Annotated in this window: 23 protein-coding genes, 1 pseudogene and 1 riboswitch; of the genes and pseudogenes, 3 read left to right on the top strand and 21 right to left on the bottom strand. The window is 50.1% G+C overall.

Going from position 1 to position 24449, the window contains the following annotated elements:
* Positions 1–232: 232 nt before the first annotated feature.
* The 11 genes from P5G61_RS04965 to cobD form a co-directional block, all read right to left on the bottom strand.
* On the bottom strand, positions 233–1771 hold the full coding sequence (locus P5G61_RS04965; protein ID WP_301245260.1) for a cobyric acid synthase: 1539 nt from the start codon (positions 1769–1771) through the stop codon (positions 233–235).
* Between the two features lie 72 nt (positions 1772–1843).
* Positions 1844–2734: an adenosylcobinamide-GDP ribazoletransferase gene (gene cobS / locus P5G61_RS04960; RefSeq protein WP_301245038.1), complete on the bottom strand. Its 891-nt coding sequence runs from the start codon at positions 2732–2734 to the stop codon at positions 1844–1846.
* Positions 2731–3291 carry a bifunctional adenosylcobinamide kinase/adenosylcobinamide-phosphate guanylyltransferase gene (cobU, locus tag P5G61_RS04955; RefSeq protein WP_301245036.1) on the bottom strand — a complete coding sequence of 187 codons (561 nt, stop codon included), beginning with the start codon at positions 3289–3291 and terminating at the stop codon, positions 2731–2733. Before cobU ends, cobS begins: the two co-directional genes overlap by 4 nt.
* On the bottom strand, positions 3288–4418 hold the full coding sequence (cobT, locus tag P5G61_RS04950) for a nicotinate-nucleotide--dimethylbenzimidazole phosphoribosyltransferase (protein ID WP_301245034.1): 1131 nt from the start codon (positions 4416–4418) through the stop codon (positions 3288–3290). Before cobT ends, cobU begins: the two co-directional genes overlap by 4 nt.
* A 48-nt stretch (positions 4419–4466) precedes the next feature.
* Positions 4467–5249 carry an ABC transporter ATP-binding protein gene (locus P5G61_RS04945; RefSeq protein WP_301245259.1) on the bottom strand — a complete coding sequence of 261 codons (783 nt, stop codon included), beginning with the start codon at positions 5247–5249 and terminating at the stop codon, positions 4467–4469.
* Between the two features lie 38 nt (positions 5250–5287).
* Complete coding sequence (locus tag P5G61_RS04940) at positions 5288–6334, bottom strand: FecCD family ABC transporter permease (RefSeq protein ID WP_301245032.1); 1047 nt, start codon at positions 6332–6334, stop codon at positions 5288–5290.
* Positions 6331–7323, bottom strand: coding sequence for an ABC transporter substrate-binding protein (locus tag P5G61_RS04935; protein WP_301245030.1), 993 nt, complete (start codon positions 7321–7323; stop codon positions 6331–6333). The genes P5G61_RS04940 and P5G61_RS04935 overlap by 4 nt, the downstream gene beginning before the upstream one ends.
* 400 nt (positions 7324–7723) lie before the next feature.
* Positions 7724–7872: riboswitch (cobalamin riboswitch) on the bottom strand.
* Between the two features lie 154 nt (positions 7873–8026).
* Complete coding sequence (locus tag P5G61_RS04930; RefSeq protein ID WP_301245028.1) at positions 8027–8674, bottom strand: histidine phosphatase family protein; 648 nt, start codon at positions 8672–8674, stop codon at positions 8027–8029.
* On the bottom strand, positions 8665–9645 hold the full coding sequence (gene cbiB / locus P5G61_RS04925) for an adenosylcobinamide-phosphate synthase CbiB (RefSeq protein WP_301245258.1): 981 nt from the start codon (positions 9643–9645) through the stop codon (positions 8665–8667). Before cbiB ends, P5G61_RS04930 begins: the two co-directional genes overlap by 10 nt.
* A 44-nt stretch (positions 9646–9689) precedes the next feature.
* Positions 9690–10517 carry an adenosylcobinamide amidohydrolase gene (locus tag P5G61_RS04920; protein WP_301245026.1) on the bottom strand — a complete coding sequence of 276 codons (828 nt, stop codon included), beginning with the start codon at positions 10515–10517 and terminating at the stop codon, positions 9690–9692.
* Positions 10498–11646 (bottom strand): threonine-phosphate decarboxylase CobD, encoded by a 1149-nt coding sequence (cobD, locus tag P5G61_RS04915; protein ID WP_301245024.1) that lies wholly within the window; start codon positions 11644–11646, stop codon positions 10498–10500. The genes P5G61_RS04920 and cobD overlap by 20 nt, the downstream gene beginning before the upstream one ends.
* A gap of 212 nt (positions 11647–11858) precedes the next feature.
* Between cobD and lplA the strand changes: the two genes are divergently transcribed.
* The gene (gene lplA / locus P5G61_RS04910) at positions 11859–12860 is read left to right on the top strand and encodes a lipoate--protein ligase (RefSeq protein WP_024629363.1); all 1002 of its coding nucleotides are present in this window, start codon (positions 11859–11861) and stop codon (positions 12858–12860) included.
* 244 nt (positions 12861–13104) lie between these two features.
* Positions 13105–13908 carry a Cof-type HAD-IIB family hydrolase gene (locus P5G61_RS04905; RefSeq protein WP_301245022.1) on the top strand — a complete coding sequence of 268 codons (804 nt, stop codon included), beginning with the start codon at positions 13105–13107 and terminating at the stop codon, positions 13906–13908.
* A 152-nt stretch (positions 13909–14060) separates the two neighbouring features.
* On the opposite strand, the gene P5G61_RS04900 is transcribed toward P5G61_RS04905, so the two are convergent.
* Both P5G61_RS04900 and P5G61_RS04895 read right to left on the bottom strand, forming a co-directional pair.
* Complete coding sequence (locus P5G61_RS04900) at positions 14061–14369, bottom strand: hypothetical protein (RefSeq protein ID WP_301245020.1); 309 nt, start codon at positions 14367–14369, stop codon at positions 14061–14063.
* Between the two features lie 40 nt (positions 14370–14409).
* Entirely contained in the window at positions 14410–15348 is a 939-nt protein-coding gene (locus tag P5G61_RS04895) for a DMT family transporter (RefSeq protein ID WP_301245018.1), read from the bottom strand.
* Positions 15349–15468: 120 nt separating this feature from the next.
* Here P5G61_RS04895 and P5G61_RS04890 point away from each other — a divergent pair, with 120 nt between their 5' ends.
* On the top strand, positions 15469–16890 hold the full coding sequence (locus tag P5G61_RS04890; protein WP_301245016.1) for an aminotransferase-like domain-containing protein: 1422 nt from the start codon (positions 15469–15471) through the stop codon (positions 16888–16890).
* 179 nt (positions 16891–17069) lie between these two features.
* Here the strand turns inward: P5G61_RS04890 and clpP are convergent, their stop codons facing one another.
* From clpP to cysT, 8 genes and pseudogenes are all read right to left on the bottom strand, one after another.
* Complete coding sequence (gene clpP, locus P5G61_RS04885) at positions 17070–17651, bottom strand: ATP-dependent Clp endopeptidase proteolytic subunit ClpP (RefSeq protein ID WP_024629359.1); 582 nt, start codon at positions 17649–17651, stop codon at positions 17070–17072.
* Between the two features lie 18 nt (positions 17652–17669).
* Entirely contained in the window at positions 17670–18536 is an 867-nt protein-coding gene (locus P5G61_RS04880) for an RNA polymerase sigma factor (protein ID WP_301245013.1), read from the bottom strand.
* A gap of 133 nt (positions 18537–18669) precedes the next feature.
* Positions 18670–19449, bottom strand: a pseudogene (locus P5G61_RS04875) (MBL fold metallo-hydrolase).
* Positions 19450–19652: 203 nt separating this feature from the next.
* Positions 19653–20099: a hypothetical protein gene (locus P5G61_RS04870; RefSeq protein ID WP_301245011.1), complete on the bottom strand. Its 447-nt coding sequence runs from the start codon at positions 20097–20099 to the stop codon at positions 19653–19655.
* Positions 20100–20315: 216 nt separating this feature from the next.
* A complete protein-coding gene (locus P5G61_RS04865) occupies positions 20316–21377 on the bottom strand; it encodes a sulfate ABC transporter substrate-binding protein (RefSeq protein WP_301245009.1) in 1062 nt (353 codons plus the stop codon).
* 56 nt (positions 21378–21433) lie between these two features.
* On the bottom strand, positions 21434–22498 hold the full coding sequence (locus tag P5G61_RS04860; protein WP_063564396.1) for a sulfate/molybdate ABC transporter ATP-binding protein: 1065 nt from the start codon (positions 22496–22498) through the stop codon (positions 21434–21436).
* Between the two features lies 1 nt (position 22499).
* Entirely contained in the window at positions 22500–23297 is a 798-nt protein-coding gene (locus P5G61_RS04855) for a sulfate ABC transporter permease subunit (protein ID WP_301245006.1), read from the bottom strand.
* Entirely contained in the window at positions 23294–24109 is an 816-nt protein-coding gene (gene cysT, locus P5G61_RS04850) for a sulfate ABC transporter permease subunit CysT (protein ID WP_301245005.1), read from the bottom strand. Before cysT ends, P5G61_RS04855 begins: the two co-directional genes overlap by 4 nt.
* Positions 24110–24449: the final 340 nt, after the last annotated feature.

The following is a 24449-nucleotide window of genomic DNA, read 5'->3' as shown; positions in this document are numbered from 1 at the left end:
GGTATTCTTTTGGACTGCACATGATATAAATTGAACTAATGTATATTTACACGCACCACTCCGATGACAGAACAACCTTCCGATCACTGTTACCCCCAGATTTTTTGATTCACTTTTACAAAGGGTACAATCTGGGGATAAAGGCGAACGCTTCGCTTCTTCAGGTTATTTCTGTCCTCTACGTTCTCGTGAAAATGTCTAGTTTAAATTCATATAGAATGCAGTTTTTTTATTATGGCGCCTTAACACCCATAATCTCGTATACCCGCTGCATATCCAGTGCAGATCGCAACGACTCGGCTACACGTTCAAACTCCATTTCCTTACGTTCACTTGCGCTGTACGTCTCCAACAGCGGAGCAAGCCCTTTTCCTTCGCGAAGACCGTTGAGCCATGAACGCCGGAACTGATCACTTTCAAATAAACCATGCAGGTACGTTCCCCACACTTTGCCGTCTATCGTGCCCCAGCCTTCATTAAAGGATGGACCTCCTGCATGGGCAATTTCAAACAAGGCCGTTACACGTTCAGGCTCAAGGCACTCGGTAACGCCCATATGAATCTCGTATCCATTGATGGGTAATGAGCTTTCGTCATCGCGTTCCTTGGGCAAACGAATTGCATGATGACCGTGTAGATGCCCTGAGGCTCTCGCCGTTTGTTTGTTTTGAAGGAACGTTGTCGATAGCGGCAGCCATCCCAATCCATTGGCTTCCTGAATCTGATTCGCTTCCACAGCAAACGGATCTTTGAGATGCTGACCGAGCATTTGATATCCACCACATATCCCGATAAGTTGAACATGTTCACGCTCCGTCTGGCTAGCGATCGCTTGCTCCAGTCCTGAGGCACGCAGAAATGCCAGATCTCCAATCGTATCCTTTGTACCCGGAAGCAGAATGGCATCGGGTTGCCCCAAATCATCGGGAGAAGTCACGTATCGCACATTCACATCCGGTTCCCTGGAAAGGGCGTCAAAGTCTGTAAAGTTGGAAATTCGCGGATAACGAATTACCGCAAGGTCCAGCTCCTGCTCACCGGATTTGCCGTGTCGCATGGAGTCCAGCACCACGGAATCTTCCGCTTCAATCTGAATATCACTTATGTAAGGCAACACGCCCAATACAGGAATGCCTGTCCGTTCCTCAAGCCAGTCCAATCCAGGCTGCAGCAAGGACAGGTCTCCACGAAACTTGTTGATGATGAATCCTTTTACACGCTGAGCCTCATGCGGCTCAAGCAGCTCCAGTGTACCTACAATGGAAGCAAAGACCCCGCCACGATCAATATCCGAGATCAGAATAACCGGAGCATCCGCCCAGCCCGCCAAATTCATGTTAACGATGTCCCGATCCTTCAGATTAATCTCCGCAGGACTGCCCGCGCCTTCCATCAGCACGATATCGTACGTCGCGCGTAGTCGATTCAGCGCATCCATGACCGTCGCCTTGGCTTCAGGTAGAAAATGCTGCCTATAATCCCAAGCACTCATCTGCGCAAGCGGTACACCGTGTACGACAATCTGGGAATGCATATCCCGAATCGGCTTGATCAGGATCGGATTCATGTCCGTCGTCGCTTCAATGCCGCACGCCTCAGCCTGCGCCCCCTGGGCTCTTCCGATTTCCTTGCCGTCTTCCGTGACGTAGGAATTTAGCGCCATGTTCTGTGATTTGAACGGGGCTGGCCTGAATCCGTCCTGCTTGAATATTCGGCATAGCGCCGTCGTAATTACGCTTTTCCCCACATCCGATGCCGTCCCTTGCAGCATTAATACTGCCGCCGTTTGTTCGGACGTTTGTACAGACGTATCTTCCACGTTCCCACACCTCAGCTCTCCGCGTTATATCAAAAAGAATCCCTGTAACAGACTAAGTACCGTTAGCAGTGCGGCTTCCAGCAACTCATTCATAGCCCCATACGTGTCCCCTGTAAGTCCGCCCAGCCGTTCACTGATACGCCCGGCAACGAATTTGCCAATCACATAACCGGCCAGTGGCACCGCAAGGATCGCTGCAACGGGATATAGCCACCATGGTAATGTCCCCAACCCATTCTCTGTCGCAAACACCTGGAACATGGCTGTATCCGGTTGGAAGATCCATACCGCTGCCAACGTGATCACACCTGCCAGAATGGTAAGTCCTACTGCAGAGCTGCGCGCACGCTGGACTTCCTTCCGGTCTCCCAGCCCCTTGAACAGGACAGCAAGCCCATCGTCCTTCCGGGCATTCGGCCAGGCCGCCATGGCATACACCATGAACCAGCGGCTCCAGATCAGCGGCAGGATGAGCAAAGCTCCATAGGCCCAATTCCCACGCGCGATAAAATCAGCAATCAAAGCTGCTTTCATCATTAACAGAAGCACACAGGCGATCACGCCCATGGCCCCTACACGACTGTCTTTCATAATTTCCAGCATTCGTTCACGGGTGCGATAACTGAGCAGTCCATCTGCCGTATCCATCCACCCATCCAGATGAAGACCCCCGGTTAGCCATACCCATAGCGTCAAAGTTAATACCGCCGCCGGAAACGATGGAAGCAGCGCACCTGTCAGGGCTCCGCCTAACCAGACGCACAATCCAATGACCGCGCCAACCAGCGGGTAATACACTACACTCTCCCGCAATAATGGCGGGACGAAATCAATCTGCAATTTCACCGGGAACCGGGACAGAAATTGAAAAGCGGCCGCAGCCGCATGTTTTTGTTCCAAATCGCCTTTACTCATAAACGGTACTCCTTGCTTTTCAGCTCCATCGGAATGCCCACAGTCACCAGAAACACTTCACGGCAAATCGCGGCAATCCGCTGATTGAGAATGCCCGCCAAATCCCGATATCTTCTGCCCAGCGCATACTCTGGTACAATGCCATCGCCCACTTCGTTGGTAACAAGCACGAGCAGACCCGGATACGACTGGGTGGCCGCTACCAGTGCGTCCATATGATCATACAGTATCTGTTCAGGCTCATGTTCATGCGCTAACAGCACATTGGTCAACCACAGTGTCAGACAATCCACCAAAATGGTCGGTGCAGACATACCCGTATGGGACTCTCCCATTTGTGTAATGAATTCAGGCAGTGCCAGCGGTTCCTCCACCGTATGCCACAGATATCCTGCTTCATCCCGCTGATTCTGATGCAGACGTATACGCTCGCGCATCTCATCATCATAAGCCTGAGCCGTAGCCACATACCAGGCCTCGGAGGATCGCTGCATACAGAGACGCTCTGCAAACGAGCTTTTGCCACTCCGCGCCCCGCCCGTCACGAGTATACTCATGGGGATTCCTCTCCTGAAACGGATGAATCAGCAGAAGCGGATGAAGCGTCATTAGGTTGAGTCTCCGTCGTGCCATCCGACACGCCAGCACTCGCAAATGTCGCCATCTCGCTGAGAATACGGCATGAGGCATCAATCAGATGAAGACTGAGCACGCCTCCGGTGCCTTCACCCAGACGCATGTCCAGATCCAGCATCGGTTTCAGGCCAAGCTCACGCAGCAACGCTGCATGTCCACTTTCATGCGATGTGTGGGAAGCAATCATGTATTCTGTACTCACCGGAGCAAGCTGCCTTGCAATCAACGCCGCAGCGGTGGAGATAAATCCATCCACGACAACGGGGCATCCGTTTGCAGCGGCAGCGAGAATCACGCCCGTCAGTCCGGCAATCTCCAGTCCGCCTACTTTGCACAGCACATCGAGTGCATCGTCTGCATCCGGAGCGTTCACGCTGAGAGCCTGGCTGACCACTGCGGCTTTGCGCTGCAAACCGGCATCATCCACGCCTGTTCCCCGACCCACTGCTGAAGCAGGAGCTGTTCCCGTTATAGCACACATCACTGCCGCACTAGCGGTTGTATTGCCGATGCCCATCTCTCCGGTCACAAACAACTGCGTCCCCTTCGCCACCTCGTTCGAGACCACTTCGGCCCCTGCAAGGATGGCCTGAATCGCTTCGTCCCGGGTCATTGCAGCACCCTTCGCCATGTTGGCTGTGCCTTTGCGGACTTTGCGCGAAACCAGATCCGGATGATCCAGATCGGCATTTACGCCAATATCCACACAGATTACATCAGCTCCAGCGTGGCGAGCAAGGACATTGACAGCCGCTCCCCCCGCCAGGAAATTCAGGACCATCTGTGGAGTCACCTCAGCAGGAAAAGCACTAATCCCTTCTTCAACCACCCCATGATCCGCAGCCATAACGATGACAGCTCTGCGATCAAAGCAAGGACGAGTCTTACCCGTGATTCCCGCCAGACGAATAACCAGCTGTTCCAGCTTGCCCAAACTGCCGGGTGGCTTCGTCAATGCATCCACATGTGCGGAGGCTTCCGCCGCCACTTTCTCTTGTGGACCTACGATCCGACCCATTAACTGTTCCAACACCTGTTCATTATTCATACGGCCAGCACTTCCTTTATTAAAAATACGGGGTCACCCCCGCTTCGTTCACTTCTTCTCCCGCCTCAGCAACAGCTGTGGCAATCCATTGTCGGGATGACTCACCATCGCTGGACTCACCCGGAATATCTCCCGAATGTTCTCTTCCGTCATCAATGAATGGGGTGTACCCTTTCCGACTACGCATGTTCCGTCTCGCAGTGCCAGAATGTGGTCGCAAAATTGCGCGGCCAGGTTCAGATCATGCAGTACCGCCACAATCGTAATATGATTTTTTTGACGCCATGCCGATAATAACTCCATAAATTGCAATTGATATTTGATATCGAGAAAGGTGGTTGGTTCATCCAGCAACAACAGCCGTGGTTCCTGAGCCATGACTTTGGCAAGCGCAACCCGCTGCCGTTGTCCTCCACTAAGCGCATCCAAAGGCCGTTCGGCCATGTCACTTAAACCCAACTCCTCCAGCACCCGATCGACTACTGCCGCTCCATCCGACGTTTCTTTTCCGAGCCAGTTCTGGTAAGGGTAACGTCCCATCTCGACAACATCCCTTACAGGATAGGAAATGGCAGGCAGGCCATCCTGCTGTAAGACCGCAATCATGCGCGACAATTCTTTACGGTTGTATGAGGAGATATCCTGGCCATCAATCTGTATGCTGCCTGCGCTCGGATGTTCGGTTCCGGCAAGTAGCTGAAGGAGAGTCGATTTGCCGCTGCCGTTTGGGCCAACAACGCCCCACCACTCACCCTCTTTGACTTGCCAATCCACCGCATGCAGAGCCTGATGGTTACCATACATTTTACCAGCTCCTGTGACCTTAATCATCGGCCGGTTCTCGGTAAGGTCTGTTCTCACGAACATACTCATGGCATCATCCCTTTCCGCAGCTTTTTGTTCCGATGCAGCAAATAAGCGAAGAATGGTGCTCCAACAAAGGCCGTCACTACCCCCAGTGGAATTTCGGTCGGTGCCAGCAATGTGCGTGCAATCGTATCTGCCCAGACCATGAAGATCGCTCCCCCAATCGCGGACAAAGGCACCAGCAATCGATAATCGGGTCCCACGATGAGCCGAAGAATATGCGGAATGACCAGTCCGACGAAGCCAATCACGCCCGATACGGAGACAGCGCCTGCCGTAAGAAGCGTACCCACAGCCAGTACCGACAACTTTAATCCGTCAACCCGAACCCCGATATGCGCGGCCTGACGTTCCCCCAGGGCAAGCACATTCAACGAACGCGCACGGCTCCAGAGGAAGATTAGTCCCAGCACAAAATACGGGAAAAGGATGGCCGTATACGACCACCCACGCAGTGACAGACTCCCCATCGTCCAGTATATAATTTCATTGATGGTCTGTTTCGACATCGTCGACAGGAAGGAGACGACTGCTCCCAGGAAACTTTGCATGACCACCCCAGCCAGAATCAGGCTGTGTGTTGGTATTTTGCGTCCCTCACGAGCGAGGGCCAGCACAAACCACAGTGTGATTACTCCCGTCAGAAATGCGACCAGTGGCAGGGTCCAGATTCCAATCAGTGCATACTGTAATCCGAAGAAAATCAGAAAAGCCGCACCCACCGATGCACCGGACGATACGCCCAGCGTAAACGGATCAGCCAGAGGGTTCCGAAGAACCCCCTGGAATCCCGTTCCCGCAATCGCCAGTGATGCACCTACAAGTACGGCCAGCAGTACACGTGGAAATCTGACCTTCCATATAATTTGTTCTGCTGCTGTATTCCAGTCAGGAACAATCCAGTCGCCCAGCCAGGGAATGCGATGAAGCAAGATGCCCGCAATGTCCCGGACAGGCAGGGCAACCGAACCGATGCCCGTGCAGATGAGCACGGTTAACACAAGCAGCACCATTCCGGCCGATCCGTACACTGCCAGCTTTTTACTCATTTGAACAAGTCAGGGTAGATCGCTTTGGCTACTTCTTTCAGACCTTGGGTTACCCGTGGTCCCGGACGGCTCAGCAGGTTGGCATCCAGACCGATAACTGCATCATTTTTCACAGCCGTGATTTGATCCCAGCCGCTGCGGGCTTTGATGATTTGATCCAATGTTTTGGAATTTTCATCAATGACATCGTTCGCATACAGAATCACATCCGGATTGGAAGCAATAACATTCTCTTCGTTAATCTCATACCAGCCTTCTTTGTCCGAAGCGATGTTGTTACCTCCGGCCAAGGTGATCAATTCATCCATGAATTCACCTTTACCCACAGTCCAACCTGGGGAGAACTCAACATATACTTTTTTCTTCTCTTCCGGTTTAACCGCTTTTACAGCCTCAGTGACATCAGACACATCCTGTTTCATCTGGGTGATGATCTCCTGTGCCTTTTCCTGATGATCGGTGATTTTACCAAACGTTTCAATGTTGGTCATCACATCATCCACTGATTTGGGATTTGTTTTGAAAATGGTAATGCCCAGATCACGCAGTTTCTTCACAGACTCTTCGCTCATCGAAATACCTGTAAATACGATGTCTGCTTCAGCAGCAATGATCGATTCTTCGTTAGGCTTCGTTATGCCGCCCATTTTTGGTTTTGCCGTAGCTGCTTCCGGATAATCGTCATAGTCGGATACCCCTACGATCTGCTCGTCCAATCCCAGTGCGAACAGGGATTCCGTTTCAGCCGGAGATACAGATACGATTTTGGCTGGGGCTTTGTCAAACGTAAACGATTCACCCGTAGCATCCGTAACCGTGATTGGATATTGTGTTTTGAGATCTGTTTGTGCCTGCCCTTGGGATTGCTCCTGTGCAGGTTGTGAGGTTCCCGTACCCTCTTTCGTTGCCGTGCCACATCCGGCCAAAGCCAGTGCCAACATCGCTGCACTTAGCAGGGACGCCGTGCCTTTCCATGTCTTGAAATTCATTGTGTTCGTTCTCCCCTTCTCTATCAGCTCTAATTGAGTAGTGCTCCTGTCTCGATTCCCTTGAATTTGTGTTCCTATATAAGTTGATCCAGTAAAACTTTACTAGGCCACTACGATTGCAGTACCATCTTCCGATCGCTGTTATCCCCAGATTTTTTTGATCCCCTTTTTGAAAAGGGAAAATCCGGTGATAAAGGCGAACACTTCGTTTCTTCAGATTGGTTCTGCACTCTTCGTTCTCTTGTAAATATTCGGTTCATCTTATATGAAAAAATAAAATCCCCAATCCTTAGGTCAGGATCAGGGATGACGTCTCGCATGTGGCGATCAGCACATGCCAGCTTAACGCTGTACATGCACAGAGAACTGCCCGAAACGCTGTCCTTTCCTCGAAGGAACACCGGCTTGTACGTCCAGGGCAGGTAACCTGACTTACAGGAATTCATCCTGATTTACAGTGGCGGGACCGTGCCGGATTTACACCGGCTTCCCTATTTCACCCGTTTGCTGTTCATAGTCTGATAAGAAACCATGAAACATTGCTGCATGCACGCGGGACCCTTGGTCGCTAATATAGTTTAACCATTCAAGTGAGCATCCTGCATCCTTGGCAGGGGTTATTGCGCCCCTATCCGATGATGCACTTGCTAAGTCACACTTCTGTTGTGATTATAGGTTATATTGTACATCCTTACAACCTGATTTATGGAAAAGTCAATCGGGTTCCAACCCAGCTGTCCCCATCGCCATCCAGCCGAATCTTTATCGCTTGTCCTGGTATCACCTGCGTATCCCAGAATCCTTGATGCGGAATGAGACGTGATACCATATAACGAATAACACCGCCATGCGTAATCACGGCTACCTTTGGCACGTTTGTATTGTCAGAATGCAATATTAGTGAAAAGGACAACAGACTCTCTTCCAGAAATGAATCAATCCGCGCAGCAAATGCCTTCCATGGCTCGCCCTTCGGGGGCGTCACCTCTTGTGGGGCATAGATCCAGTTCCGGTACTGTGGATTGTCCTTGAGATGATCATAGGTCAATCCCTCCCACTGACCAAAGTCGATCTCCCTTAGACGGGCATCAAGCTTGGCCTGTCCCGCTTGGGACGGTGCAATGTGAGTGAGTGTCTGCTGGCAACGCAGCAGATCACTGCAATACAGGGCGTCCCATGTGACATTGCTGATCTCTTCGCGCAGCAGAGCCAGCTCCTGTTCTGCTTCTGGCAGCAGACCGATGTCGGTATGCCCGAGATATCTTTTTTCCAAATTCCACGCCGTTGTACCATGACGTATCAATACAATTTCTCGGCTTTGTATTCCACTCTGTCCAGCTTCTATATCCATAGCAGTGCACCTCCAGCGGCCCATATCCCTAGGGTGACCAGCCAACATAATAAAACAAAAGAACCTGCTGACCAAAACATAAGTCTTGTTGTTCGTACAATATCTTCTGCTTCCATCTGACGTGACGGCTCGCCCATATAAGCGCGAAATGAAGCCACTCCGTGGTACACGTTATGACCGCCAAGTCTTATGCCCAGCGCTCCGGCCACTGCTGACTCGGGAAATCCGCTGTTGGGGCTTGGGTGCAGCCGTGCATCCCGGGATACCATGCGCGCTGCCCCTCTCGCATCCAGTTTCATGAACCAGGCTCCAATGATCAACAGCAAGGCGGTAAGCCGTGCGGGAATCCAGTTGGCCCAATCATCCAGACGGGCAGATGCCCAGCCGAGATGAAGATATTTTTCATTTTTATAACCTACCATGGAATCTAGCGTATTCACGGCCCGATAAGCCATGGCAAGCGGTGCACCGCCAATCAGGGCATAAAACAGTGGAGAAACGATGGCATCCACGATATTCTCGGCAACTGTCTCCACCGTTCCCCGCACAATCTCCGGTTCATCCAGATGGGCCGTATCACGCCCTACAATCATGCCCAGTGAACGTCTCGCCGCAGGCCAATCCTGTTGACTCAGATGGCGGTAGACTTCCATGCCTGCATCCTTCAAACCTTTGGAAGCAATGGTGGTTGCGATCAACACCACTTCAGCCACAACCGCAATGGCAGGATGAATGAGGCCCAGAACATATACCAATCCCCAGGTGACTGCAAAAGCGCCCCCTGTAATCAAAAGGGGAAATAACACGCCAGCCCTTTTCAGGGCCTGGTTTGAGTCCACCCGTGACCTTATCGCCCGCTCCAGTGCAGAGATGGCCTTGCCCATACCAATCACCGGATGAGGAATCCAGCGCGGATCTCCGATGCAGCGATCCAGTATGTATGCCCCTATAATAATCCAGGCTCCGGCCATTCCCGTCCAGATCGGCCAGGAAGCCCATTGATGCAGCAGAGATGTCATTGCTTGTTATTCCTCTCTTTCCACTCCTGCGCGGCTTGCAGGCTTTCCGTGATCGTGTCATACACCAGCCTGCCGATCGCTGCACCCATTACCGTAGCCGTTCCGGCGTAACTGATGAACGGTTTATTTTCTTCAGCCTGACTTACCGCGAGTACGATGGCATCCGTTGTTGTTCCGGTTGCCATCAGACCATTCTCTGAATCCACCACACCGAAATCAGCTAACGCAGCGGCCTTTGCTTCTACCGCAGTCTGAATGGCATTCACCATCGCTCCGGCGGTCATTCGCCCGTTCATCCACAACATGATATTGATCGTACCGGGGGTGTAGCTTGAAACTGAGCTTTTCCCAAGTTTCGGAGGCATGGTCTCATGCCCCACCTCATTTCCCTCAGCATCAAACACAGTTCTTGCAGAACCTGCCCGTGCAGCGTTGGATACCCCTGCTGTCGTACAGCAGAGTAATCCGAACTCATCGCTTTCGTATTCCTGGATAGCCGTGTGCTCCAATTGAACCGCAGTCAGAAGTCCGCCGCATTGATCCTGCTGCTCTTGCCATTCACTCAATAGATCGGCAATATCACGCGGTGGATCGTCACACCGATAATGTCTGTCCACATAGATGTTGAATATACGGTCCAGTTCAATCATGCCGCCCCCATACACGGCACTGGAAAGTGCTTTTACAACAGAGGGGCTTGAGACTTTAATATGTCTTTCATGTACAGAGATGTTTAGTCCCGGCCACACAGAAGATCTATATTCGTTATAGTCTGTTTGTACATCGGTGCATTGCTTATAAGCGTTATAGAATGGCAGTGCCATCGTTCTGTCCCCCTGCCTCTAGTCCGGTTGTCGTGTCAGGCTCCATTACATTTCCCATGGTCTCCAGCAAACGCCCGTTAGCCTCCGCGTCCTTGACTGCAAAGCGTACATGCCGCTCCCCAAGTCCCGGATACATGGCACAGCTCCGGATCAGTACACCGCGTTCACCGAGAGCAGCCTGCATGGATGTTGCTGTCCACGGCTCTGGCAGAGCTGCCAATATAAAGTTCGCTTCCCCTCGCGTCACCTTACATCCCAAAGCCTCCAGCCCTGTCGTTAATCTCTCCCGCTCGCAGGACACCAGTGCCACGGTCTCCTGTTCAAAATTCTCTCCACTGCGTAGACAGGCTTCTCCTGCAATCAGCGCCAGCCCATTCACACTCCAGGTCACTTGCTTCTCAGTCATGTCATGAATCAGCTCGGGACGACCCAGCGCATAGCCCAATCGCAAGCCTGGAATCGCGTAAAACTTGGTCATCGAGCGAATAATGATCACTTGGGGGTACTCTTTCAATCTGGGCGCAAGCGATTGCCGCTGTGACTCAGGAATAAAGTCCATAAATGCCTCATCTATTACCAATGTTATACCTATTATCTCCGCTTTACGCGCAAGTCGCTGTAGAACCTCAACCGGATACTGTACTCCATTGGGATTGTTCGGCTGTCCAAGGAAAAGCAAGTCCACCCGTTCCATCAGCTTTTCGATATCCTCTGATTCTGCTCTCCAGTCCAGTTCTTCCCGTCCTTGAACATAATGGACTTCCGCTCCAAATTGTCTGGATAATGCACTGTACTCCGAAAAACCTGGCTCTACTGTGCCTACTCTACGTGGCGCAAGTCCAAGCAGGATTAGAGCCATGCTTTCCGCCGCCCCGTTGCCCACGGATATGTAATCCGGGGTTAAACCCAGTCGGTCACTGAGCAGCATTTTGAACGCCCTATGACCCGGATCGGGGTAACGAAGTACCGTCTGCCATCCATGCTCCAGAGCCTGCAGCACTTCCCGAGGTGGACCCAGTGGATTAATGTTCGCGCTAAAATCGAGGAAATCCGCAGCATTCCCTCCAAAACGTGCAGCGGCTGTCTCCACATCACCGCCATGTCCGAAAACTTCAATTAAACCGGTCATTCTGTCCGTCATCCTTTCTGCATGTCCTTTTTATTATGGATGTCGTGACAGTCAGGGGTCAATCCTGTTTTGCCTGTTCAAGCCCGTTCGAGCTGTAATTCCTTTGTGTCCTATCGACAATTCGTTTACAATAGAGAAGGAATTTCGATTCCGTAAAGCATCACTACATAAGGGATATTCTATCCCTCACATACATTAATGGAGGAATGACCATGCTGTTTGTTGATAACCAGGGCATTACAGATCCTTCTGTAAACCTCGCCATTGAGGAATACATTCTGAAGCATTTGCCGATGGATGACAGTTACTTGCTGTTTTACATCAACCGCCCGTCCATTATTATCGGAAAACACCAGAACACCATTGAAGAGATCAACATCGAGTATGTTCAGGATAACGGTGTTCAAGTCGTACGTCGTCTTTCGGGAGGCGGAGCCGTTTATCACGATCTGGGCAACCTCAATTTCAGCTTTATTACCAAGGATGACGGACAATCCTTCCACAACTTCCGCAAATTCACCCAGCCTGTGGTGGAAGCCCTGCAAGAGCTTGGTGTTAATGCCGAACTGACGGGACGGAACGATCTGCAAGTCGGAGAGAAGAAAATTTCGGGCAACGCCCAATTCTCTACGCGCGGTCGCATGTTCAGTCACGGCACATTGATGTTTAACCTGAACCTCGACCACGTCCAGGCTTCACTCAACGTGAATCCCGAGAAGTTCAAGTCCAAGAGCACCAAGTCCGTGCGCAGCCGGGTTGCCAACATTCGTGATCTGATTGACAGCAATCTGACCATTGAACAATTCCGGGACGAGCTGCTGCGTCACATTTTCCGCATGGAGCCACAGGACGTTCCTCAATATGAACTCACGGAGAAAGATTGGGACAAGATCAAGGAAATCTCCGCCGAGCGTTATAGCAACTGGGATTGGAACTACGGGCTTTCCCCGGAGAGCAATGTGAAGCATACACGCAAATTCCCTGTCGGCATTATTGATCTGCGCATGAATATCAAAGATGGACGCATTGAAGATGTCAAAATCTTTGGTGATTTCTTCGGCGTAGGCGATGTGGCGGATATCGAAGACATGCTGCGTGGCAAGCGTTACGAGGAATCCGAGGTACGTACTGCACTTGAGGGCCTGGATGTAAAACATTACTTCGGCAACCTGGAGCTGGAGGACTTTATTGGCCTCATTTTCCTGGAGGAGTAAAATTTAGATGTGAGTATAGTTTTAGAACGAATTCCAGAATTACACGTTAACGAAGAAGGCAGAATCAATCTGGAGAAGCGAAGCGTTCGCCTTTATCCCCGGATTTCCTCTATAAAGGAAATGGATTCAATGAAATCCGGGGATAACAGCGATCGAAAGATGAGTCTGCAGTCGGAGTGGTCTCGTGTAATGCTTATCCATTCGTTCGTTTTTATAGATACAGATAAAAAGGAGAGAAACACAGATGACCTACAAATTAATCGCAATTGACATTGATGATACTCTGATCAACGATAACAAGGAAGTAACGCCCGCAACACAGACCGCCCTGGAACAAGCGGTTGCTCATGGTGTGGTTGTAACTTTGGCAACTGGACGTGCCTATGCTTCTGCACAAGCACTCGCTCGTCAGACAGGACTGAACGTGCCAATCATTACGTATCAAGGTGCTTTGGTGAAAAACTTGCTGGACGAAAAAGTACTCTATGAGCGCTACGTTCCACAGGACGCTTCCCGCAAATTGTACGACTACTGCCTGGAGCATAATCTGCACCTGCAAACGTACATTGACGATAAATTATATGCCCGTGAAGAAAACGACAAGCTGCGTGATTACGCCAAGCTGAACGGTACGCAGTACCATATCGAACCGGATTTCATCAAAGTGATCGAGCAAAAAACACCGAAACTGCTCATCATTGATGAGCCAGACTACCTCGACGAAGTTGCAATTGACTTGCGCAAACTGCTCGGACCTGAAGTGCACATCACCAAATCCAAGCCATACTTCCTTGAAATCATGCATCATGAGGGAACCAAGGGCCATGCCCTTACGTTCCTGGCAGATCATTTTGGCCGCGAACTGAGCGAATGCATCGCCATCGGCGATTCCTGGAATGACCATGAAATGTTGGAAGTTGCGGGACTGGGTGTGGCGATGGGCAATGCGATCCCTGCTCTGAAAGAGCTGGCAGACTACATCACCGCGAGCAACAACGAAGACGGCGTGAAGCAGGTTATTGAGAAATTTGTGCTGAACGCAGAGTAAATGCTTCAGAGACAGAACAGCCCGGAGACCACAGTAGATTGTGGATTCCGGGCTGTTTTTCTATTCAGTCGTTGCTTCGATTACAACATTATAAAGTGGAAGTAAACCCAACACTCCGCCCCAGATAATCTTCATTCGTTACTTCGTTTCATTTAATTATTCTGATTACCGTACTTCTCGTCGAATTCGCGATTCCGCTCACGGATGTCATCCATCACCTTGCCATTGGATAAATCGGCTAATAGCCTAGGAAGCAGGAGCGTTACGCCTATGATGAATAAAAGAATGGACAAGAAAAGTCCAATGATGCCTCCCGTTTCAAAAGCCCCTTGCAAATAACGCCCCCACTGAGTTGACCAGCTCGTTACGTCAGGTAAATGCATAATAGTCCCAATATGAATAATGCCATAGAGCACAATTCCCGCAAACAATAACACAACACCGAGTCCCTGTCTGTTCAATGTGATGTCTCGCCTCATTCCTGCGTAAAATATATATTTCCTATTTTACCATGGATTTGGAAGTCTGACCCAATAGAGTTTTGCGTTTTCCTTTCTGCAACCAGCCCATCACTTTCTCATTCATCGCCAGCAAACCTGAAACGATCAGCGCAACACCGATCCACGTAATCCAGCTAACATGTTCATTGTAGAGAACCGCCCCAAGACCAACCGCAATGGGTGGGGAGATGTATAACCAGGTTGCTGGAAACAGCGGGTTGGTACGAGACATGATCCAGTAGAACAAGCTGTGACCAACCATCGAACCGACTACCGTCAGATAGATCAGAGATGATACCGCTGGCACCCAATCCAGTCCAGTTGTACTCCATGATTCTGTCACTGCGGAGAGCCCGGATAACAGCAGTCCTCCGTACATCATTTGCACCGCATTAATCGCTACAGGACTGGCCTCCTTAAACTGGTTAATGACCTTTTTGGAGTACAGTGCACCCGCCGAATAACAGACTTCACCCACCAATACGGCAATACAGCCCCATAACCACAGGGAATTTGCACCGATGGATACACCCGGCAATACAACGAGAATAACCCCGGCAAAACCGATCAGACAGCCCGCTATCATGCGTGCAGATGTCTTTTGACGCAACAATGCTGTCTGCATCACCATAATCATCAGCGGACCTGTTGCTGACAGAATTGCGCCAACACCAGAGCTCACATATTGTTCAGCCCAATATAAAGTCGCAAAGGTTCCGAACGTCAGTCCGGCCCCTGTCAGAAGCATCTCTTTCCGCCACAGTAAAGACAGGTTCACTTTCCCTTTCATCCACATCCATGCAAACATTAGAGCACCTGCAATAATAAAGCGTAGTCCGGCCGACAGAAAAGGCGGCATGCCTGCCTCCACGCCAATCTTAATCGCCAGAAACGTTGTTCCAAAAATAAGACACATTACGGTAAATGATAATCCAACCATGCTAGCCCCTCCTTCATCTGTTCTCCATCATATAGCACCGTATACAGAACAGAATGAATAAAACAGAACAGTTAGCTCTCATTTGCTGTTACAATGGAGTTCAAAAGGAGTGTGAGCGGGGTGGGCAAAGCCATGTTGATGACAGATAACAGCCTGAAACTATATGAGCAAGTGGTACATTATCTTGTTGTACGGATCGAAGCGGGAGAGTGGAAAGAAAATGAGAAGCTGCCGTCCGTGCGGAGCCTGTCTGAGCTGCTCGGCGTGCATCGCCTCACTGTTTTCAAGGCCTATCAGGAGTTAAAAGATCGCGGGAATGTATACGTCAAGGATAAGTCCGGTTATTATGTTAGTCCTGCTGACCCTTCTCCCGTGACAGACCAGGCCGATGACCCGGCAGTATCCGCTTGGCTGCATTGGGATTCACTTGCCCGCGTACAATCCCTTGAGGCGGAATTCCAATTTTCCAAATCATTGATTGATCCCGCCCTGCTGCCAAACCGATATTGGGGCGAGCTGATGCGGGATTTGCTGGATCTATATCCCCGTCTGCTTGGCACATACTCCACAATTCAGGGAGATCTGGAGCTGCGTATTGCCTTGGCAAGCCATCTGACGACGAGGGAACGCTTCTATCTCTCGGCCGATGAAGTGCTGATTACTTCCGGTGCACAGCAGGCCATTGATGTCATCTCTCGAAGTCTCGTCAGACCCGGTGACCGTGTACTTATGGAGAGGCCTACGTATGGGCCTGCGATGGAAATTTTTCGCAAACAGGGTGCAAAGTTGATTTTTACCGATATTCATACTGACGGCTACGATCTGGAACAGATTGAACGCCTTATGAAGCAAGAAAAACCAAGAGTATTTTATATGACGCCGACCTTCCAGAATCCTACGGGCATCAATATTCCAACCGAGCAACGCAAACAATTGCCTGAACTGGCGGAACAGTACGGATGTTTCCTGGTGGAAGACGACAGCACTTACGATATCTATTTCAAAGAAAAGCCTCCGGCGCCGATCTTCACATACGATACAACGGGGCATACGCTCTATATTCGCAGCTATAGCAAATATGTTGTGCCGGGTCTGCGAATTGCCGCCATTATGTGCCGTCCCCGGTTCATGCCTGGATTACAGGCTGTAAAGGCACTGACGGATAACGGATCACCTCTGCTGAATCAGAAGCTGTTCCTACGTTATTTCCAGTCGCCACGCATGCACCAGCACCTGTCCAAGCTGCGTACCGCCATTCAGCTACGGATGGAAGTCATGGAACAGTGCCTTCAACAAACCAATTGGACGTGGACACGCCCCGAAGGTGGACTTAACATCTGGGCAGAGCTTCCGGAAGGCGTGGATACAGGACGATTGCTTCACCGATGCATGGAGCATTCCGTTGCTTTTGTGCCGGGAACGGTGTTCGATCCTTCCGATGCGGACGCCAGTCGAAAATTGCGGCTTTCCTTCTCTTATGCTCACGAGCAGCAGATCCGGGAAGGCATGAGCAGACTCATTGCGCTGGCTGAAAATACCTGATGGCACGTTGCTGAGGTCAGCACTAGCTGATCGTCCAAAAGATAAAAGATATTCTCACTATACCAGTAAAAAAATTAAACATAACAAACCCGAAAGGCACTAAATAACCTTTCGGGCTGTGGCGTTTACTCAGTCCTATTATGTTAAACTAATCTGCGTTTCTGTTATCTGCAAGCAGCCTACGAACTGGATATGACCTTATCCACCAGTCCATACTCAACAGCTTCTGCCGCAGTCAGGAAGTAATCTCGATCGGTATCCTTTTCAATCCGCTCCATTGGCTGTCCCGTATGATCGGCAAGCAGCTTGTTGAGGCGCTGGCGGTGCTGGATAATCCGGTTCGCGTGAATCAGCATATCCGATGCCTGCCCTCGCGTACCGCCAAGCGGCTGGTGAATCATGATTTCACTGTTCGGCAGCGCCAGTCGTTTCCCTTTTGTTCCACCAACCAGCAGAATCGTACCAAAGCTCGCCGCCATGCCTGTGCAGATCGTGGAAATGTCAGGCTTCACGAATTGCATCGTGTCATAGATGGAGAAACCGGCGGTCACGGAACCACCCGGGCTGTTGATATACATCTGGATATCCTTCTCCGGGTCCTCTGCGGTCAGAAATAATAATTGGGCCACGATCGCATTGGCCATCTGATCCTCAATTTCCCCGGATACCATAATGATTCGATCTTTCAGCAATCGGGAATAAATATCATAGCTCCGCTCTCCGCGGGCTGTCTGTTCAACAACATAAGGTACCACGTTCATGCATTTTGCCTCCCCGGTTTATGCAACCATGCTGACCGTATATCCTCCCCCATACGACATGGAATTCGTACCGGAGCTTGAATAACTGTACATCACGGGTTGCATCGATTGAGACGGCAGAGTCTGCTGCAAAATCGTTCCCGCTACAGCCATCGGATCATCGGTCTGATTCAGGCATAAATCAATTAAACGGGCTGTATCACCGCTGCGGAATGCCAGTAAATAACTGCGCAGTTCCTCCCGGTTTTGTTGATTCTCATCCGCTTGATTTGTCTGATCAGAATCCGCTTCGTTCAGGCTGTGTCTCACTTTAGCCAGTGCAGATCGGGCACGATTCAAGGCGGCTTTGACCGCTCCTTCCGTTGTGTCCAACAGTTCAGCAGTCTCTACCGTCGTGTATCCCATCAAATCACGTAACATATATATCGCTCGCTGCCACGGTGGCAGTTCATGCACAAGGATCTGAACAGCGGACTCCACTTCCTCGAATCGCTCTTCTTCCTCAAATTCTTGCATAAATGGCTTCATGCTTTCCAGTTTGCTCGCCAAGTTCTCACGCTTCCGTATGGCGTCAATCCAGGTGTTGCGTGCAACACGGATGAGATAAGCTTCCCAGTTCATGTCCTCTGGCATTCCCGTTCTTCGGGTAGCTGAAGAGGATAGTGCTTTAACACATGTATCTTGAACCAGATCCTCCGTCTCCCAGACTGAACCAGTTAATGACATGCAGTAGGCGTACAACGATCCCAGTAGGCTCGGAAGCGCAGCTTCAATCGATTGCTCTAACGTATATCCGGTTTGAACACCGGAATGGCTATATGGTTCAATCGGTTTATCATCATGTGGTCTGTTGATTCTGCAATCCACGGACTTCACAAAGGCCATGTTTGGGGCCCCCCTTTGTTGGTTCCTGATTGATCTTGCTTCAATTCCCTTGCTGTAATTGCTTTACACTATGTAAACGAAGAAACTCCGGCAAAGGATACGCTCTTCTGAATTTATTTTTAGGATGCCTATCCTATTCTCCCAGCTTCACCTGCAGACCGGTAAGTGCCAGCGTAATCCCCTGATCCAGATTATAATTCTGGCGTACATCCACGTCGTGAGACATATGTGTAAAATAAGTCTGACCCGGCTTCAACTCCTGCAACAGCTCCTGCGCCTCAACCATGTCGTACACCGAACGTGTGGAGAATTCCGCAAGCTCATGAACAAAGCTCGTTCCGAGGATCAGCAGATCCAATCCGTACAATGGCTGCTTCTCCGCAGCCTTCAAATCAATGGCATCCGAGCAATACGCCCAGGTATATCCTTCACGTTCCAGTCGATACGCATACGAATAACCATTATGACCATGGCAAACTTTCCAGGATTGCACCTTCCATCCACCAAGCTCGATATCATCATCCGTTTCCAGAAAATCCATATGGCGACCGAGCCATAGAAATTGACTTTGAATGGTTGCGATCACCTCCCGTGGTGCATACAACTGCCCTTTTACACCCAACCAGCGGCAGGCATCTGCCCATTCCGGCAAGCCTCCGATATGATCAAAATGCGCATGTGTGATCAGCAGCGTCTTCACCATCCGCATCCCGAGGTCTTCCATCTATGACCTCCAGTCCGGTCCGCAGTCAATCATGAAAGATTCGTGCTCACCATCTCCATGGATCAAAACAGCAGAGCGTTTGCGGCGGTTGATTCCCGTAAGCCGTGCTTCTGTGCAGACGTCACACTCACAATACACCCGCGGAACACCCATCGCATCCCCGGTTCCCAGAAATGTTAGCTGATTCATTATGAAAGTCTCCTCTCTCTATCGCGAAAGCAATACATTCCAAATTCATGTTCCATCCGAATAATTGATATGTAGATTGTAATCCCCCACCTCTGTTTTTGCAAAAAAAAAAGACTATTCCGTCACAGCTATTCACTGCAAACGGGACAGTCTGTTGTCTGACATTGAACAGTCCAACTTCATATCCTTTGTTATGCTATCAGCTAGATCAAAGCCCGCAGCTTCAACGTCAATTCCTGACCCTCAGGCACTTCCTTTGACTCGGTAATGACCCAATTCGACGCAAGGCGTTTTGACAGCTTATCTGCCTGCTCCGGCTGCAATTTCAATCCGGTTATGATGCCTTCACCAACAGTAAAGTCCTTCTCTGGCTGTAATCCGAAGGACTTTTGCAAGTAGATCCCCAGACCGCCACGAGTGTTAAAGGTAATCCGGTAGCCGTCTTTAACCGCACCTTCCAGATTCTCGCCATGCTCGTCCGCATAGGAGAAAAAATCATCATATCTGTAGTGCTCCTCAGACACTTCATCCAAAGCGGTGACATCTTTGGCCTGTATGGCTTCCAGCAAAGCTGCATCCGACATACCTTTGCTACGAGCCTGTTCCAGCCGAATAGCTGTATTTTGGGACAATTTAAACTCAGCACTCATCCAACTCACACCTTCCTATCACTATGTAACGTTATTCCATGGTTATTCCTAATCCATTATATCCTGTCCCGATACATGGATACAAAGTGCTCTGGCGAAACTTCCACCCACTCCGGTTCTTCGTCCAGTGCAGAGCAGAAGGATTGGTATCCTCCCTAAAAGTAGAAAAACCTCCAACTCACGTTTCAAGTGAAATGAAGGTTTGGATCGCAAATACTATAACCCTGCCAACACCTGGTACCATACACCTCTCTTGGAATACAGTGTGTTGCGTACCTTGTCCCATCCACCGAGGTAATTAATATCGAACAGACCTTCAGGTGTAGGGAACGAAGACTTCGTCTCTGCAAACACTTCAGGGTCTACCGAGCGGAAACCATGCTTGGCAAAAATGCGCTGTGCTTCCGGCGTACGCAGATACGCTATAAAGGCCTCAGCCAATTCACGATTGCCATGTTTATCCGCATAGTTGTCTACGACAACCGCTGGATTTTCAATCAGGATCGTGTTTTTGGGAACCACAATGTCATAATGTACACCCTTCGCAATCCGGGCAAGCAATTCATTCTCATACGTGACGATAACATCCCCCACGCCATATTCAAATGCCGCCATCGAAGAACGACCGCTCTTATCCAATGACTCGACATTCTCATGTACTTTTTCCAAAAAGGCTTTAGCCACGGCAGGATCTTTCTTGCCTTGCTCCTCTGATAGCTTCAAACCTGCACCGTAGATGGCATTAATATCCCATTGGGCACCGCCTGACGTCTTCGGATTAGGATAGAGCACCTTGACCCCCGGCTTGGTCAAATCTTCAAAATCACGAATCCCAAGCGGGTTGCCTGCTCTTGTACCGAGAACGACAATCGAACGGGTGATCATGCCATCATTCGGTGCCTGCTTCCAATTGGAGCTGACCAGATCGGCTTTGACCAGCTTGTCGATATCACTTTCCATTGCCAAAAGCGCTACATCAGCTTCGAACCCACCAACAATGGCTCTCGCTTGTGTACCAGAAGCTTCATAGGATTCCTGGAAGTTAACGGTCTGCCCCGTCTTGGCTTTCCATTCCTCCTTGAATTTGGGCAGCAACTCTCCCACAGCGTCTTTGGCTACACTGTAAGCACCGATAACCAGCGTATTGGATTGATCACCTGCCGAGGTTCCGTTCTGTTCGATCGCATCCTCCTGCTTGCTGCATCCAACGGTCATGCAGACGAGCAGAAGCATGAGGACAACATATAAAGGTGTGATTTTCTTCTTCCTCGTCTGCATGGGCAGCACCTCTCTCCAAAATTTCTGGATCATTCTTTGAACAATGGATGTTCTAATTAGATGATGACGGGCATTGGATCTTCCTTCAATCGGTTCTCAACAACCCAGCTATGAGTGTCATTGAACAGATACGCACGATGCACGAGTACTCGAATCTGTTGGCCGACTTGCAAAGTTGTTTTCTCCAGGGAACGATACGTGATCAGTTTATGGCCCTCAACTTCCACTTCGACCATCCATTCACTGCCCCGGAAATGAAGGTGTTTGACGGTACCCTTTTCAGTAGCGGACAGCATGCTAAACTCGTTTTTCAAACCAATCTCGATATACTCAGGCCGAATCAGTGCACGCGTGCGCTCCCCCTCCACCGCATGTTCGAAGCCCTTAAGCTGTGAAGCGTCCTCCACAACGGTGGATTCCCCGATAAATGTGGCAACGAAAGGTGTCTCCGGGTTTTTGTAAATATCCCATGGCGTGCCCTTCTGCTCCAACCGCCCTTGGCTGATAATCATAATTTCGTCGGCAACTTCAATGGCTTCATCCTGGTCATGGGTTACAAAAATCGAAGTGATGCCTACTCGCTCAATCAGCTCCCTCAGCCATGAACGCAGTTCCTGACGGATCTTGGCATCAATGGCGGCGAATGGTTCATCCAGCAACAGCAGCTGCGGCTCCGGAGCCAACGCTCTGGCAAAAGCAACACGCTGACGCTGTCCACCAGACAATTGATGCGGATAACGTTGTTCAAAACCTTTCAACCCGGTCAGTTCAACAAGTTCCATAACCCGATCACGGATCTGGGCTTTGGGTGTCTTTTTGACCTTGAGTCCAAAGGCGATATTCTCAAATACCGTCATATGTTTGAACAAAGCATAGTTCTGAAATACAAATCCGATTCCCCGCTCCTGCGGAGGCAGATGGTTTACAACCTTTCCGTGAAAACGAATCTCCCCGGAACCCGGGTTCTCCAGCCCCGCCAGCATACGCAGAATGGACGTTTTCCCACCCCCGCTGGGGCCAAGCAAACCGATCAGATGGCCTTTGGCAATATCGAACGAGACATCTTTTACCGCATGAAAATCACCGAAATGTTTGTTCAGATCACGGACTTCCACATGCATCTCAATGCACTTCCTTTCGCTTCTTGGCCCATTCCATCATAAGCAGCAGCCCGACGGAAAAGGTAACCAGTACCAATGCCACACCATTTGCGGCAGCAACGTTAAAATTCTCAACATCCTGATATACCAGCGTTGTTGCCGTCTGCGTTTTGTTCATAATGTTACCCGACACAACCAGCACTGCACCGAATTCCCCAAGCGAGCGGGCAACCGTCAATACAAGACCGTATACGACTGCCCAGCGAATGGATGGCCAAGTCACACTCCAGAACGTTCTCCAGCCGTATGCACCAAGCGTTGACGCAGCCTCTTCCTGCTGAGATCCAAGCTCCTGCAAGACAGGCATCACCTCTCGGACCATCAGTGGAAAAGTAACAAACAACGTTGCAATGACCATGCCCGGAAAGGCATACACTACGTTGAATCCAATCCCTTCAAAAAAAGCGCCCATAATGCTGTTAGGGCCCAGCAGCAATACAATCATTAATCCGCCAATGACCGGAGAAACAGCATAGGGCAGATCCACGATGCTGTTCAGCAGCCCTTTCACCCGGTCACTCAACCACCCGGCGCGAACCAGATAGATGGCCATCATAACGCCAAACAATGTATTTAACAGCGTGACGACAAGTACAACAAGTCCTGTCATCATCAAGGCATGCAGCGCCTCAGGGCGCAACAGCCCTTCCAGGAATCCTCTTGCCCCGTCTTCAAATGCACCAATAAAAATACGTCCAAGCGGGATGATCAGCAGTACAATGAACACCGCAAACGTTAATCCGATTAATAGTCTCCTCATCGTCTTCTCCCCCGTATCTGCACCAGATTAATGAGCCAGAGGATCAGAAAGGAGAGTGTTAAGAGCAGTACGGATACCGCAGCGGCACCAGTTGGATTGTCACTTTCGATCTCGCCATATATGAATACGGAAGCCGTCAAAGTTCTTCCCGGGATATTGCCTGCCACCAGCACAACAGCGCCAAATTCGGCCAGTGCTCTGGAGAATGCAAGCATTCCCCCACTAATCATGCCCGGAGCCATGGACGGTAGAATGACCTGCCTGAACGTGCGCGCCTTCGATGCTCCCATCGTGTAGGATGCCTCTTCCTCCGAAGGATCGATCTCTTCGAGCAAAGGCTGCACCGCACGGATGACAAAAGGAAACGTCACAAAGGTCATCGCGATCACAATCGCAGGCTGGTGAAACACAATTTCAAACCCCATGGATTCCGCCAATTTGCCGATGGCACTAACCGGACCCAGGAGCAGCATAATCATCAGTCCACCAACGGCTGTTGGCAGTGCAAAAGGAAGATCTACCAGACTGTTAAGGAACGACCTCCCGAAAAAGCGATAACGTGTCAGCACCCAGGCGATCATGGTTCCCAGAATGACATTAATCACCGTTGCTATAACGGCCAGCCGGATCGTTAAGAGCACGGCTTTCCATGCAATGGGGTCCGTGATGCTTTGGATAAAGTTGCTCCATCCTTCAGAGAAGGAATTGACGTACACACCGATGATTGGAAGTACAATGAGTACGATAAAATATAACAATACGGTACTACGGAATCCCCAAGTCCATCCCTTATGACGAAGAACGGTATTCATTGCTGCATTCCCTCCCAGCCTCCGGTTCTATGTCCGGTCGGCAGTCTTCCTGCTTTGGTACAACCATTTTCCTTAGTTGGATTTTATTACTTTAATATTATTCCCATTAGTCTACTTGGTTTTTTTGCTTATCTGATACTTTACCAGTTTGCAGTGCTAATCGTCAATGCTTTTATTGAATAAAATCGGGGCACATATGAGATGGATTCATATCTAATTACGGTGCATGCTACACGGCCAGAAGTACCTTCCCATCGCAGTTATCACCAGATTTCTTTAATCCCTTTTATTGAAGTGGTTTGTTTGGTATGTAATGGTTAAGGTACAATCTAGAGGACCA

The organism is Paenibacillus vandeheii (assembly GCF_030433635.1).
Taxonomy (GTDB): domain Bacteria; phylum Bacillota; class Bacilli; order Paenibacillales; family Paenibacillaceae; genus Paenibacillus; species Paenibacillus vandeheii.
The sequence above is the reverse complement of the archived record's forward strand: the minus strand, read 5'-3'. Positions and strand labels throughout refer to the sequence as shown.